Origin of the sequence: Collinsella aerofaciens ATCC 25986 (genome assembly GCF_964237925.1) — a bacterium.
GTDB lineage: Bacteria > Actinomycetota > Coriobacteriia > Coriobacteriales > Coriobacteriaceae > Collinsella > Collinsella aerofaciens_BJ.
Genome location: NZ_CAXSKI010000010.1, coordinates 70,800 through 85,977 on the forward strand (window position 1 = coordinate 70,800; position 15,178 = coordinate 85,977).

The window sequence follows — 15,178 nt, forward strand, 5'->3', positions numbered from 1 at the left end:
CGGTTGGGGGCCTGGAATGAATGTCTGGATTGAACATCGAATTTGTTGGCGAGTAATTGGCTTGATGCTATTTTCCGCCTTGCTCTCAGTTTCCGTCCCCGCATTTTCTTGCACTGCCTATGCCGTGGAAGAGGGGGCGGATAACGGTGTCGTAGAGCGCGACTCGACAGGAGGGTCGGGAGCATTTGTCGGTGGCGGTTGCTCTCAAGACTCCAGTGATTGTGCCGGCAAAACAACGGAAGATTCGAGCCTACAGGTTGTCGAAAGTCAAGACCTGTCGACGACAGAACAACTATCTGGATGGCAATGGAACGGTTTGTCCTGGTACTACTATCTAGACGGCTGTCGTTTGACCGGAATGCAGAATATTGACGACTCGTTGTACTACTTGGACCCCGCTCGTGACGGCGCAATGAGCTGCGGCTGGATTTTTACTGAAAATAAGTGGTATTACGCGGGTCCATCAGGCGCTTTGGCAAGTGGTTGGCAGTTTATCGGAGGCCAATGGTACTGGTTTGACTCCCTTGACAGCTGTTCTATGGCTACTGGTCGACGTGTTATTGATGGGCACCCTTATCTTCTTGGAACCTATGGACTGATTAATGGTTGGTGCCTTGATAACGGTTTATGGTATTGGGGTAACAATGGCGAAGTCTTAACCGGCTGGTTTCAAACTAGCAATAATTGGTATTGGCTTGATCCCGCCAATGATGGTGTTATGTCTAGAGGAATCGTTTCTGTCGGTTCGTCTCTTTACTATTTATCGGATTCCGGCGCAATGGCTGTTGGTTGGGCGTTTGATGGGACGAACTGGTATTACGCTGACGGTTCCGGCGCACTTGCATCGGGCTGGCGTTTGGTGAACGGCGTTTGGTATTGGCTCGATGTCGCAAATGACAATAGAATGGCTACCGGCTTTTATGTCATCAGATCCAACCGGTATCATTTTTCTTCAACGGGAGCGTTGTCACTTGGCTGGTTTATGAGCAATGGAGACTGGTATTACGCTGAGCCTTCTCAAGCGTCGGGCATTATAAAGACTGAATGGCTGAAGGACGGTGGTCAATACTATTATCTCGATCCTGCCGCCGACGGTAAAATGCTTCTTGATCATTTTTCTGTAAATGGGAAAAGCTATTATGCAAAAGCTTCAGGCGCTGTTGCTTGTCGTGAATGGGTAGATGTCCAGGACTCGGTTCAGGATGAGCCATCTAAGGCTTTTGCTGGTTCTGATTGCTCATTGTGTGGAGCATTGCGTAATGGAAAACTGTTTACATCAAACGGCGATGGCGAATTGGTCGAAGCTCACGGGTTTGTGATGCTTGGAGGCTGTAAGTTCTATGCTGATCCAACCGATGGCTCCCCCTGCGCTGGATGGAAGAACGTTAACGGAAAATGGTACTTTTTTGATGAGACCGCTGGCTATGCACGATCTGGCTGGCTGTACAAGGATGGCTCCTGGTTCTATTTAGATCCGTCCACTTATGCTATGAAAACCGTTTGGGTTGCCGTTAACGGATCTTGGTATTACTTGAATTCGTCTGGTTATATGCAGACAGGATGGCTCAATCTGGGCGGCACCTGGTATTGGCTTGATGCTAGTGGAGCTATGGCTACTGGCTGGCGCGTTGTGGACGGATCCTGGAATTTCTTTATGGCTAACGGCGCGTGGGTGTCAGACTATATGGATGCTAAGGCTCAAAGTTATTCAAGCAATACAAATTGGCTGATACTTGTCGATACGTCACGTTGCGTTACGAGTATTTACACTGGATCCTGGAATAACTGGTCCTTAAACCGTCGATATGTATGTTCGACGGGAAAAGCTAGCACGCCTACGGTGATAGGGGAGTATCAAGTCTACGGTAAGGGATACTCCTTTGGGCATGGATATACTTGCTATTACTACACGCAGTTCTATGGTGATTACTTATTCCATTCCTCACCCTACTACGTCAACAGCAACCGCGTGATGGATCCCACGATGGGCGTTCCATCCTCTGCTGGATGCGTACGCCTTGAGATTCAGAATGCAAAATGGATTTACGATAACATTCCTTATGGAACAAAGGTTGTTACTTATTGATATTAGGCACTCGTTTTAAGAGACAGGGATAAATACTCTATTTTCAAAAGAGTTTCTTTTAACTGAGGGTGCTTTGATAATCTTTAGCAATGAATTTGGGAGGATTTTTGGAAATACAAATGGGAAATGATATTGGCGTATGCGTACTTCTCTCAGCTTATAAACCCGATCTTAAGTTTTTCGCCGCTCAACTTGATTCGATTGATGAACAAACGTTTCCGGTTACGCTTTTGGTCAGAAATGACTGCCCCGAATCGGCCTCTTTAGAGGGGTTTATCCAAGAGCATATAAAGAAAAACGCCTATCGTTATTATCATGGCGATAAAAATCTCGGTTATGTCAAATCGTTCGAGGCACTACTCTCTTTGGCAGAAGGGGATTACGTAGTATTTTGCGATCAAGATGATATTTGGGAGCCTAACAGAGTTCAAGTTTCGCTCAACCATATGCTAGAAGAAGGCTCAATTCTTGATGTTTGCGATAGATCGGTAATCGACGAAAACGGAAACATGCTGGTAGAGAGCTACAGAAAAGCTCATCCAAATTCGCCTGAAGTAAATTGGTGCTCCGGAGAGGATATTACTATTCAGGCTGCAAGTGTATGCTACGGCATTGGTATGGCTCTCATGCTAGATGCGAGTGCTGCTAAGTCGATGATTCCCTTTCCGGAATCCACTGCACATGATTTGTGGTTGACATTGGGCTGCAGCGAACTGGGGAAGTGCAGTTTTACAACGACTCCCTTGGTTAAGTATCGTCGACATGGCGGGAATGAAACTGGATTCCTTGCGGGTGTTGCTTCAAAAGATGATTGGTATTCAACAAGAGTTAAAAACAGGGTTGATACAGCTAAGCAATTTGCCGAAAGATTTCCTGATTCACCGCACCTAAAGGAAATATTGGGGTTCGCCGATGCAAGAGAGCGACGCTCCATAATTGGCTTGCTTAAATATCGACGAGCTTGCCCGTCCATTGCTAAAGCTGAAATCATTATGCGACTTGTACCGAATTGGCTGTTTCTTTTGATTTTAAACATGATTAAAGAAGCAAAATAGCTTCGTATCCGAATCGCGACTTGTTCAGAAGGGCGCTAATATTTGTGGAAGCCACAGAGAAGACTCTTTCGATTAAACACAATATGTTCTGGAATACCGTTGGCTCGTTGACGAATTTAGGCTGTCAATGGCTAATCACTATATTGGTCGTTCGACTGTCTGATGGATATAGTGCTGCTGGAATTTATTCCCTTGCTATGTCTATTTTCAACATGTTTTCTCAATTGGCCCAATACAGGATGTACACGGTACAAATTGCAGATGTTGAAAGGAAAAACTTTGCTGGTGAATACCTGACTTTTCGTTTCTTTACTACGTTTATGGCGTTTGCAATGTTGGCCGTCTATTCCATTGCGACGTGTCGTATTGATACGGTGCCTGCTGTTCTTTTGTATGCTCTCTATAAAACCGCCGGCTTAGTTATTGATGTCATGCATGCCAATGATCAGGTTGGCCATAGGATGGACTATATTGGGAAATCCCTCATAATGCAGGGCATTGGTTCTCTCCTTTCGTTCATTGTTGTCTTTGGGCTGTTAAATAGCCTCGAAGGCGCATTGTTGCTAATGACGGTAGTGACTGTAGGTATCGGTGTTATTTACGATTATCCGAGATCAAATCGAATCTCTGCAATCAAGCTTGGAATTACCCAAGCGAAGGTCAGAGCTTTCCTATGTGGCTGTTTGCCCATCGTTCTGGGCGGCATTGCTGCTTCTGCGGCGCCGAATATTCCAAGGCAGTATTTATCTTATACATTCGGAGATTCTGCTCTAGGCATTTATGCATCAGTTGCTGCTCCCGTGGCAATTATCCAAATGGGTGCGACGTATATCTATAATCCTTTATTAGGTTATTTAGTAGAGCGTTACTATTCTAGGGAAAAGTCCTTTTTTACGCTTATAGGTAAAATACTTGCCGGTATTTTATTTGTCGGCGTCATATCAGCAGTTGCCCTTTTCTTTTTCGGCAAATTATTGCTGTCTTTGTTTTATGGCGTTGGAATAGCCAAACATTCTGATCTCCTTCAGCCTATGTTGGCTTGTGCCTTTTTGACTGGCATTGCTTGGTTTGTCAACGATTTGCTGGTTTCTCTTGATAATTACCGAGGGGTATTTGTTGGCAGCATATTGTCCTTAATCAGTGCTGTCGCTGTTATGGCTCCCGCGCAAGTGTTGTTTGGCTTAAATGGCCCTACTGTAACGGCGCTTATATCCAATGCTATTTGCCTTATTTATCAGTCTTTTGTTTTGGGGAAACAGACGCAAGAATGGTTTGGGGAAAAGAGATAGGCCGATGATGTCTAAAGCTCACGCGCTATTAAAGCTTCAAAACACTGAATTGGATATCCTTCAGGTTGTCGCTGCATTCTGCTCTAAGCACGGCATCAGGTGGTGGCTTGATGGCGGAACATGTTTAGGAGCAATGCGTCATAGGGGGTTTATCCCTTGGGATGATGATATAGATATCGGAATGATGCGTTCAGACTATGACCGCTTTTGCTCTTTAGCCGAGGATGGTTTACCGGAAGGATATTCGCTCCATACATCGCGGAATACTATTGGCTATGCTGCGATGTTTGCTAAGGTGTATCGCGATGAAACTCGCTTCGAGAATCAGGAGGCTCGAGAGGCTTCCAGTTCGATGGGTATTTTTGTCGACATCTTTCCATATGACCAGCTCTATACAGATAAACGCCTTCGTGCAAAACAAGTCCGAACTGCATCAATTGCACAGAAAAGAGCTTATTTATATCACTCTTCTTCCATTGTTGTCCCTCATAAAGGGTTCCTTGGACAACTCGAGCTAATTGGTTGTTCTGCTATACACGTAGTGGAACGACTGGTTTCTCGAGGCGCATGCTCTTACCAGGATTTGTTCGACTCCTGTATTGCCGATTCAAATACGGGTGAGGTCTCTGATTATTGTCTGACGTTAAGCTGGCCGAATATGGCGCCAGTGCCTATTTCAGAGATTTTCCCTCTGAGCAGTGCGGTTTTCGAAGGCAGTGAATTCCCCGTTCCTCGTATGACGGATAAATATCTTACAACGATGTATGGCGAATGGAAGAAAATTCCGGAGCCGGAAAATCGACATACCCATCTTCCTCTTCTGCTTGACTTTGGGGATGGTGAAGTCTGGACTGCGCAGAATTAAGGATATGAAATCTTTACCAGATGAGGTTATGTAATGAGTTCTTCTATTTGTATTTTCACCCATCATTATCACCCGCAACTTAGTGGAATTGGTAATTTTGTCGATGGTCTCGCTCATGCCCTAGCTGCCCGCGGCGACAGGGTGGTTATCGTTACTAATGATTCAATGCGCGTAGGAGTCGGTCATTCAGTCGAAAACGGTCTCGAGATAATTCGGCTTCCATGTATTTCATTGCTTGATGGAAGGCTTCCTCTTCCCAAAAAAACCGGCGATTATTACCGGCTCCTGCAAAGCCTTGATGATTATGAGTGGGACGGCGTACTTATCAACACGAGGCTTTTCCCCCTCTCACTCGAAGGGCTGAAGTTTGCTGCGGATCATAACACTAGGGCCGTCGTTCTCGACCATGGTTCAGCGTATCTTTCTTTCAATCAGCCATTCCTTGATTATTTTGTGCGCCGATATGAGGATTGGATTACTGATCGCGTAAAGACGTTTGAACCTGATTTCTATGGGATTTCTTCTAAAAGCGTTGAATGGCTTCAGCATTTTAATATCGGTGCAAAGGGCGTAATATCGAACTCAATCAATGCTTCAATTTATAGGAGCATCTCTTCGGGTAGAGATTTCCGATCAGAATTAGGTGTCCCTCAGTCATCTTTAGTTGTGGCTTTTGTTGGGCGGTTTATTCCTGAAAAGGGAATTTATTCAATTATTGAGGCAGCTCGCGCAAAGGATATTACCAAGCGTGATATTTGTTTTGTTCTTGCAGGGGATGGTCCGCTGGCCAATGAAGTCAAGGAAGCCTGTTCGTCGAACTTGTTTTGGCTTGGGAGATGTAGCGCAGAGGACATTTCCTCCTTACTTCAGCAAGCAGATGTGCTTTGTCTTCCAACTCGGTCCGAAGGCTTTTCGACGGTACTTCTTGAGGCTTCAGCTTGCGGAACGCCTGCTGTGGTAACAGATGTGGGAGGCGCGCACGAGCTTATTCCAGATGATAGCTACGGCACGATAATTCAGTCCATGTCATCTGATGAGGTGGTTTCGGCATTATGCAGGCTTTTTGATGATCGAAAGCTGCTTTCTCTACAGTCTCGAAACTCTAGGGCCCTTGTTGAAAATCGATATAGCTGGGACGCCACTGCTATAGATGTCGAGAAGGCGTTTTGTATTTGCTAAGTGATACTTGGCTGGCTTTTACTTAGCTTTTGAGTGAAGTTGGATCTAAGACCCGAATTTGTTATTGTCGACTTATCCTATTCGATTTTGTCTTTAGTTGGAGATGCACGTTTTGAATAATCCTGCAATTAAGAAAAGCGAGTACGCGCTTGCCATCTTTGGGCTGGGACTTCTTTTGTTAGCTGTCGCGACATCATTGCACTATAAGAATTTAAATCTATTCATTCTTGAACTCTTTTGCGATGTCGTTGCTGTTGCGTGCTTATATTTGCAACCGAAATCACAGTCGAGCGGTGATGCTATTCGTCAGATAACCGTTCTCGTCGCGTCCAGTATCCTCAGCAGCTTTCTGCTAGTTTTCATCATATTGGCTGGCGCGAAGACGTTTGGCCCCTTCGGTCTTGGTGCATGGAATATCTCAGGTCTGGTTATATGCTTTCATTTAGTTTTAGCGTTCCAGGGAATTGAGCTTTGCTATGGCCCGATGAAGAGCTTCGTAACCTCGGTTAAGAAAACTGATGCTAAGAAGTGTTTCTTTTATTTGGCGGTTTTTGTTGGCTTTGCTGTTTTAATCGCTTTTATTGGCATTCCGCTCGATAAGTCAAAGACGGTGTTGTTCGCGTCTGCTTTGCCCATTACGGTTTTGATCGGATTGATTGCTATTAATGGGGGTATTTCTTATCTGAAGCCCGAACTGTTCGCTTTCGCATGCATTGTCTCAATTGGTCTATCCGTAATTATTTGCTTTCCCGTTACAAATTTTTTGACATGGGATGATGAGGTCCACTATGGAAATGCAAACAGTTTTTCCTACCTCACAAATGCTGAAATAACAAATTCTGACCGAATGATAGTCGAGCAGTTTTATATGGGGGACGGCTTTAGTTTGGATGCAGCTTTGGGTAAGTACCCAATAGATGAAACAAGAGAGTTTAACCGTGGCTCTGTTGAGCAATTGGTCAGAGAGGCTGATAAAAATGATTTAGCTGAAGGTATCGAACGTTTTAATTGTTTTGATAGTGTGGCTCTTTCTAAAATTGCCTATATTCCTTCATCTATCGGCCTTTGTTTGGGTCGCTTGCTTCATCTCCCATTCTCTATCAAATTTGCATTGGGTAAAATTTTTAATTTGTTTGCGTATGCAGTTATCTGCGGAATCGCAATTCGTATAGCCCCTTGCAGAAAATGTCTTTTCACTTGTATTGCGTTGTTCCCGTCTGCTGTGTTAATGGCAGCCAGTTACTCGTATGATCCCTGTGTGATATCGTTCAGTTTGCTAGGAACAGCTCTTTTGTTGAAGATGCTTATTTCTGAAGAGGATATTTCTGCTAAAACGTTCTTCGCATTTCTACTATCTTTTGCAATCGGGTTTGCAGCTAAAGCGATTTATTTTCCCTTATTTGGACTTGCGCTTTTAATTCCTGCAAATAAATATGTTTCAAGCAAGCAAAGACGTATCTTGATTGGTACTGCTCTATTCGTTTGTGCCATTATGATCCTATCTTTCTTGACGCCATATTTCTCATCTGTCGTAAATAATATTTCTGATGCACGTGGTGGCTCCGAAGTCTCTACGGCTGGTCAAACGACGGGAGTGCTTGCAAATCCAGTTGGAACTATAGCTGTAATCTCGAATTTCGTTTTTGGATCGATGCTGACCCCGGCGTTTCTCAATTCAATATCAACGAATATGGCTTATCTTGGGGACGTGTCTAATCTGTTCCCATGGCTTTCGTATCTCCCCATCATGCTGTTTGAAGCTATTTGCATTATTGATAATGAAAAAGATACTAAAATAAAGCTTAGCCGTTGCGGAATTGTTTGGACTCTATTCCTGGTTCTTGCTACTTGCCACCTAGTTGCTTTGGCTCTATACATCGCTTTTACAGGAGTTGGAAGCCAGACAGTTGCGGGTGTCCAAGCGCGATATCTCATACCTTTGATAATACCTTTTGCCTGTCTATTGCTCAGGTTCCCTATTTACTGCGATGAGGAGGTGAAGGCTAAATTTACAGCCTTTATGCTCGGGGCTCCATTTGCGCTGCTGTATTTTGTGATGTTCGAGCTTCTGTATATCCGTTTTTTCTAAATTAGCGATATAGGTCATGGTTATAGTAGGAGTGGGCAATTAGTTGGATTCGATTGGATCGAATGGGACGGCGTTGAAGGTTCGCTCAGGACATGCGCCCCGTATTTGAGGCAGAACTGCAAGGGGTCCTTTTCCTGCGGTGATGGATGGGGACTCCATGTGTGCCCTAGTTGAGCAAGCTAAATATCTAAGCTTGAGATGTAACTTCCTAATGGTTAGACAGGATACAGTAAACTTAAGTCTGAGTTAAGCTATGCGTTGGACTGTAAGAGTCGCAAATTCTTTGGGCGTCGCTAAGAGCCAACTGTTTTTGGAATGGATGAATCTCGATTGTCTTTTACTTCAACGACATGTTCAAAAGGACATCTGCGTGTTCTCGTAATAATTCCTGCCTATAACGAACAGGAGTGCATTCTCAATACCGTTGCAGCTATAAAAGCTGCGGGTTATGACTATGTCGTAATCAACGACGGCTCACAAGATACAACGCTTGAGCTTTGTCGAGAGCATGGTATCAACATATTGGATCTGCCGCAGAACCTTGGTATCGGTGGAGCGGTCCAAGCGGGCCATAAATATGCCCAGAGATTTGGCTATGATATCGACATTCAGGTTGACGGCGATGGCCAACATGATCCTTCTTATATTCCTGAGCTTGTAAAGCTGATTGAGAGCGGTGCGAGTTTGGCGATAGGCTCTCGATTTCTGGTTGAGACTGATGGTTTTCAATCAACTTTTATGCGTCGTGTTGGAATCAGGTGGCTTTCATTTTTGCTCGAGTTGCTTACGGGTAAGGTGGTCACCGATCCCACTTCTGGCTTTAGGGCCTGCAATAAAGATGCTATCGACCTGTTCTGCAAGAGTTATCCTGATGACTACCCGGAGCCAGAGTCGATTGCTTTGGCTATGAAGCTTGGTCTTCCCGTTATGGAAGCGCCTGTAAAGATGAATGAGCGCCAAGGTGGACGTTCATCTATCGGGGGCTTCTCTTCCGTCTACTATATGGTCAAGGTTACGTTAGCCATTGTCCTTGTGTGCTGGGTTCATAGGGGAGACAAATAATGAATCTTATTTTGAGGATTGGTGCGGCCCTCTTTTTCGGCGGATTCCTCGTCTATGTTTTACGTCTCGTGTCCAACGGAAAGATGCTTCTTAAGTACTCTTTGCTGTGGATTTTGATGTGTATGGCGGCCTTGATCTGTGATTTATGTCCTCAGATTATTTATAGTTGCTCAACAGCTATTGGGTTTGTCAACCCGGCCAATTTCCTTTTTTTGGGTGCAATCGTGCTGTTGCTTGCAATCTCTCTGTCTCTTAGCGTTGCCGCGAGTCGTCATGTTTTGGCGATCAAAAACCTTACTCATAGGATTGCCCTGCTCGAAAAAGAGCTTGAGAAAAGGTCTGATCATGAATGAGCTCAATACATGGTTTGATTCAGTTCCTTCGGCTATCCCTCATTAGGGCTCCTAAGTTTGTGCACCATTGATCGCGCTCGACTGCTGGTTGTGGATTGTCTAACAAATAGACAATCCCTATGTTGAGTGTCTTATCGTTTTATCTGGTGCAACGTATCAAGCGAGTTGTCTTGCATATTAATTAATTTGGGAACTGCATCTCTGGGTCGACTGCATCTGGATATTCAAAAGTTAATTTGATTTGGCGAGAAGAGAAAAATGATGAAAAATCGACATCTGAGTTTAATCAGCGTGGTTTGTCTAACATCTATTTGTTTCATCTCTCTTTTATGGCCCGCAATCGCATTTTCATTAACTGAAGATTGCGTGGCTGAAGGCACTGATGGCTCTTTGGTTCAATCGGGTCAGGAAGCATTTGGGACATCAGGTAGCGATCGTTTGACTTTGGATTCCGATAATTTCAAAGCATCTATCGATTCGTCGATATATGAATATACTGGCGATGTGATTACTCCTGATGTCTCTGTTTTGACTGCCAGCGGTTCTGTGCTAGCAAGCGGAATCGATTATGAAGTCACGTATTCAGATAATGTTGCCCCTGGCTGCGCCACTATAAGAGTGAATGGGCTAGGGAATTACGCCGGCGTTACCTCTCAACTGTCGTTCCAGATCGTTCGTTCCTCTGATAATAACATCGCTCTTCCTGGTTCTTGGGCCTACCAAAACGGTAAATGGTGGTGGAGATATGAGGCTGGTGGTTGGCCGTCAAACTGTTTTCTGTCCATTAGAGGGGCGGAGTATTATTTTGATTCCGAAGGTTATGCAGCTACTGGCTGGAAATACTTGAACGATGGCTGGCATTTATTTTCTAACTCCTGTGCACATTTGAAGGGATGGGCTGCCACCGGTGGGCGCTGGTTCTACCTTGACGAGACATCGGGTTCAATGAAGACCGGCTGGGTTTTAATTGATGATAGCTGGTACTATTTGGACAGTTCGGGCGCTATGCAGACCGGGTGGTTACTCCTTGGCAATACTTGGTACTGGCTTGAGCCTTCTGGATTAATGGCTACGGGCTTTAGGCTTGTTAACGGCTCTTTGTTTCATTTTTCCGAATCCGGTTCTATGAGCTCCGGTTGGTTTATTAACGATGGGGCATGGTATTGCTCCAACGCATCGGGAGAGATTCGTACCGGGTGGTTTTACAATGGTTCTAGCTGGTATTTGCTAGACCCCAATAATAATGGCGCCATGCTGGAAGGATTTCAAACTGTAAATGGCTCCATTTATTATTTGGATCCGGATAGCGGCGGTGCATTAAAGTGCAACACTTGGGTCTTCTCACAAGATGAAAACGTATATTATGCGTGCAGCAGTGGTGCGATTGTGCTTTCGGGCGTCAAGGACGGCGCGGGCGGAATTAAGCTCAGGGATCCCGAGGGAAAGCCTGTCGCTGGCTGGTATTGGTCCTCAGCTGCACAGGTGTGGTTTTACACAGACTCAGATGGGGTTCTGCAGCGCGGTTGGCGATTCATTGACGGTAGGTGGTATCACCTCGACAACGAATCCGGAGCCATGAATACTGGCTGGTTCCTCGATGATGATGGAACGTGGTACTACCTTATGTCTTCTGGACAAATGGTAAATGGCTGGAACAGAATTGGAGACTCCGAGTATTTCTTTAATGCCTCAGGTGCTTGGGTGGAGCCTGAGCACTCCGCGCGCGCCTCCTTGCAGTCCCAGATCGTTAATCGTTGCCATAGCGTTCCTTCTCCTGGGGCGGGACTGTGCTCGGAGTGGGTTAGCCATGTGTTTTACCCCGTGCTGGGGTCATATCCCAACGGCGACGCATGCGACATGTTCTGGAATTGGTGTTACAGCCGAGATATATCTCAGCTTAAAGTTGGAATGATCGTTGCGGTCCCTACGCATACTCATACAAGTGCTGGTGCCCGCTGGGGCCATATTGCTATTTATATCGGAAACGGTATGGTTATGGATAACATCGGTTACATCAGGACAACATCACTTGCTTGGTGGCTGAACTACTACCACACTACCGCTATACCACAGTGGGGCTGGGTTTTAAATACGCCTTTGGAATGATGCGGATTCTGGCCAGCATGCGGAATCAACGCCTGCTTGTGTATCGAATCACAAACGCTTCTTAACTGTATATCATGTATGGAATGCAATTATTCATAGTAAGGGAATCGAGGGTTGACCCTCGATTCCCTTATCTATTAGTCGCATTTTAATAAGGCTAAAATTAGAAAGCGCAGAATTAAGCTAACACTTTATAAATGATAGTAGCGATTTCCGGGTTCTCCCACGCTGAAATTTGGGTTAATGTACGGATCGCCTTCGACATAGTATTTTGCCCAGCGATAATTCATGTATGCGACCTCTTTGTGGAAGCGAATCTGCTTATCCGTATTGTTTTCAACGCCTCTAGAAATCGACTCGTAGTGATAGAGCTCAACTTCGGGCGTGTATACGATCAGGTCGTTGATCTCGCGTAACTTTAAGCAAAAGTCAACATCATTAAATGCAACTTGAAGCTCTTCGGTGAAACCTCCGACTTTCTCATATTCGCTACGCTTGGTCATTATGCAAGCTGCAGTGACGGCACTGAAGTCTTGTTGCGCATCGTTGAGTGCAAAGTAACCCCAGTTATTCTTTGGCATACTTTGGCAAAGATGTCCCGCCACGCCGCCAGTGACGCATAAGCCCGCGTGCTGAATGGTGTTGTCGGGATAGTAGAGTTTTGCACCGACTGCGCCAACATCCTCACGTGTGCAGATGCCAAGCATGGTCTCAATCCAATTGGGCGTAATTACCTCAGTATCGTTATTCAATAGCAAGAGATAGTCGCCCTTGGCGTGAGCAACGCCAAAGTTCATGAGCTTGGAGAAATTGAATTCGTGTTCCCAAGTTACAAGACGAACGATGTCAGGATATTTTGCTTGCAACTTATCGTAATAATCGAACGTCGCCTTTTCTGTGCTGTTGTTTTCGATTATGACGAGCTCGTAATTGTCGTACGTTGATTTCTCAACAATTGATGTAATGCAGTTGTTCAGAATGTCGGCGTGGTCTTTAGTCGGGATGATAATTGACACGAGTGGATGGGAATCTGGCACAGCGTAGGTTACTTTATATGTAAAGGGACGACGCGCTTGTTCGACCTTCGCATTGAGCCCAAGCCTGTCCAAATGACTCTGGACCGCTTTGATACCTGCGATAGTGGCATACGGCTTGCTATCGGCATTTGCTGCGGTGGAGGTCTCGCTTAGGCGCCAGTGGTATAGAACCTTCGCTACATGATGAACTTTCCTTGCCTTTTCCACGGCGCGGAGAGTCAGATTATGATCCTGTGCTCCATCGAACTCTTTTGTGTTCGGCTCTAGAGTGTCTAGCAGGGACTTACGGATGGTAAGCATGTGGCAGATATAGTTATTGTTTCTGAGCAGGTCGATATTGAAATCCGGCTTAAAGAACGGCTGCGCTAGCTTTCCATCGGGCATGAGTTTATCTTCATCACAATATAGAAGATCGACGTCATTGTTGTTTTCAATTGCCTCGGCATATGAGAACAACAAGTCCGGTTCAAGAATGTCGTCATGGTCAAAGAAGCTAACGAAATCGCCCGAAGCTACGGCAACGCCTGCGTTTGTATTTTCGGAAATACCCTTATTTTCGGTAAGGTTAATTGATTTAATTCTGTTGTCGTGGGCCGTCTCCTGCTCAACGCGAGCCTTTAGTTCCTGATTGTCAGGACTTGCATTAACTAGGATGAGCTCCCAGTTTGCATAAGACTGGTTTTTTACGGATTCGGCCATATCGTTAAAGAACGAAATGGGTGTGTTGTATATAGGGACAATAATGCTGAACTTCGGAGCGCTGTTGAAGACGATTTTTCTCTGCTTCTCCAGAGCGCCGATAGTTGCCTTATGATCCGTGAACCATTCGGGGTATTCAGGGTCAAACTGCGCATGGGTAAAGAGAAAGTTGGTCTCCTCAAGAAGCAAGCCTAGCTTATCGGGTGTTAAGCAGTCGAATGCACTGAATGATGGGTGATTTTGATCGTCAATAATAAAGTAGTAACGATCGAACGCCTTTGGCATTCGAATTGAGAGCTGCGTTTCAAGCTGCTTTTTCTCAGACGTAAATCCAACGCTTGTTACATTCGAGCCGAAATTGACGATGCTCAAATTAACTTCATTAAGGGTTCGATCGAAACAACGAAGTTTGATTTGCGAGTCGCTACGATAAGGAGTTCTCACCGTGCACCTAAGGATATAGTCGCTTGAATCTTCGATGCACTGCCAGAAATCAATCGTTGCCATGTCAAACTCTGAAACGTCATCGTAGTTTCGGAGTTTGCTGCACATGTCAGGTTTAATTTTGTAGTTAAGGCGCGACTCCCATTTGATGTTCTTGCAATTGAGCGAAAGGGAGTCGCTGCTCAGGGTGCGACCGTCTTGGCCGATTTCGCTAAACTCAATTTTGATGGTGCGAGCATCGGGATCGGGGACTACAAGGACGTATGAGTTCGAGTCACAACTATTGTCCCGGAATTTTAGGAGGGATAAAGGTGAGCGGCGGTTATCGTCTGTAGCCGCCTGGGCTGTTACGCTGGAGCCTTTATGGATGCCTTCAATCTTAAGCTGCTGGTAGATTTTCCAGTTTCCTCTGCATACTCCGGTTGTTTCGACTCGCATTGTTTGCCTTTCGTTTGTTGGACACTGCTCATTGTACTTTTTCATTTGTTGCCTCGCTAGAAATGCAGAAAGAGTTGCGTGTTTCTGCTGTCCGATTTAAATAAGAAGACGGGGAGGTTGCTGCCGGTGCGTATAATTTAATTAACTATGCATCTGTAATCAGCGGCTTTTGCTCAACGATTGTCAATCGAGAGGATTTTTATGAAAGGCATCATCCTCGCCGGCGGGTCCGGCACCCGCCTATACCCGCTCACGCTCGTGACCTCCAAGCAGCTGCTGCCGGTCTACGACAAGCCCATGATCTATTACCCGCTGTCCACCCTCATGCTGGCGGGCATCCGGGACATCCTGGTCATCTCCACGCCGACCGACCTGCCCAACTTCGAGCGCCTGCTCGGTGACGGCTCGCGCTACGGCGTGAACCTCTCCTACGCCGAGCAGCCCAGCCCCGACGGCCTGGCGCAGGCCTTCACCAT

11 protein-coding genes are annotated in these 15,178 nt (G+C 45.6%); 10 read left to right on the top strand and 1 reads right to left on the bottom strand.

Annotated features, from left to right (window positions below):
• The first annotated feature begins 16 nt into the window (after positions 1-16).
• The 9 genes from ACESWY_RS06330 to ACESWY_RS06370 all read left to right on the top strand — a co-directional run bounded on the left by ACESWY_RS06330 (position 17) and on the right by ACESWY_RS06370 (position 12,084).
• The gene (locus tag ACESWY_RS06330) at positions 17-2,086 is read left to right on the top strand and encodes a L,D-transpeptidase family protein (RefSeq protein WP_373093386.1); all 2,070 of its coding nucleotides are present in this window, start codon (positions 17-19) and stop codon (positions 2,084-2,086) included.
• 119 nt (positions 2,087-2,205) lie between these two features.
• Positions 2,206-3,141 (top strand): glycosyltransferase, encoded by a 936-nt coding sequence (locus tag ACESWY_RS06335; RefSeq protein WP_373093388.1) that lies wholly within the window; start codon positions 2,206-2,208, stop codon positions 3,139-3,141.
• A gap of 44 nt (positions 3,142-3,185) precedes the next feature.
• On the top strand, positions 3,186-4,430 hold the full coding sequence (locus ACESWY_RS06340; protein WP_373093390.1) for a lipopolysaccharide biosynthesis protein: 1,245 nt from the start codon (positions 3,186-3,188) through the stop codon (positions 4,428-4,430).
• Positions 4,431-4,434: 4 nt separating this feature from the next.
• Complete coding sequence (locus tag ACESWY_RS06345) at positions 4,435-5,295, top strand: LicD family protein (protein ID WP_373093392.1); 861 nt, start codon at positions 4,435-4,437, stop codon at positions 5,293-5,295.
• A 33-nt stretch (positions 5,296-5,328) separates the two neighbouring features.
• Positions 5,329-6,474: a glycosyltransferase family 4 protein gene (locus ACESWY_RS06350; protein WP_195192263.1), complete on the top strand. Its 1,146-nt coding sequence runs from the start codon at positions 5,329-5,331 to the stop codon at positions 6,472-6,474.
• A gap of 112 nt (positions 6,475-6,586) precedes the next feature.
• Entirely contained in the window at positions 6,587-8,563 is a 1,977-nt protein-coding gene (locus tag ACESWY_RS06355; RefSeq protein WP_373093395.1) for a DUF2142 domain-containing protein, read from the top strand.
• A gap of 315 nt (positions 8,564-8,878) precedes the next feature.
• Positions 8,879-9,625 carry a glycosyltransferase family 2 protein gene (locus ACESWY_RS06360; protein ID WP_117786522.1) on the top strand — a complete coding sequence of 249 codons (747 nt, stop codon included), beginning with the start codon at positions 8,879-8,881 and terminating at the stop codon, positions 9,623-9,625.
• Positions 9,625-9,978: a DUF2304 domain-containing protein gene (locus ACESWY_RS06365; protein ID WP_117786521.1), complete on the top strand. Its 354-nt coding sequence runs from the start codon at positions 9,625-9,627 to the stop codon at positions 9,976-9,978. Before ACESWY_RS06360 ends, ACESWY_RS06365 begins: the two co-directional genes overlap by 1 nt.
• A 366-nt stretch (positions 9,979-10,344) precedes the next feature.
• Positions 10,345-12,084 carry a hypothetical protein gene (locus ACESWY_RS06370; protein WP_373093398.1) on the top strand — a complete coding sequence of 580 codons (1,740 nt, stop codon included), beginning with the start codon at positions 10,345-10,347 and terminating at the stop codon, positions 12,082-12,084.
• A 191-nt stretch (positions 12,085-12,275) separates the two neighbouring features.
• On the opposite strand, the gene ACESWY_RS06375 is transcribed toward ACESWY_RS06370, so the two are convergent.
• A complete protein-coding gene (locus ACESWY_RS06375; protein ID WP_373093400.1) occupies positions 12,276-14,747 on the bottom strand; it encodes a glycosyltransferase family 2 protein in 2,472 nt (823 codons plus the stop codon).
• A 156-nt stretch (positions 14,748-14,903) separates the two neighbouring features.
• On the opposite strand from ACESWY_RS06375, the gene ACESWY_RS06380 reads away from it, so the two are divergent.
• A partial coding sequence (locus ACESWY_RS06380; protein ID WP_373093402.1) for a sugar phosphate nucleotidyltransferase occupies positions 14,904-15,178 on the top strand: 275 nt, incomplete at its 3' end.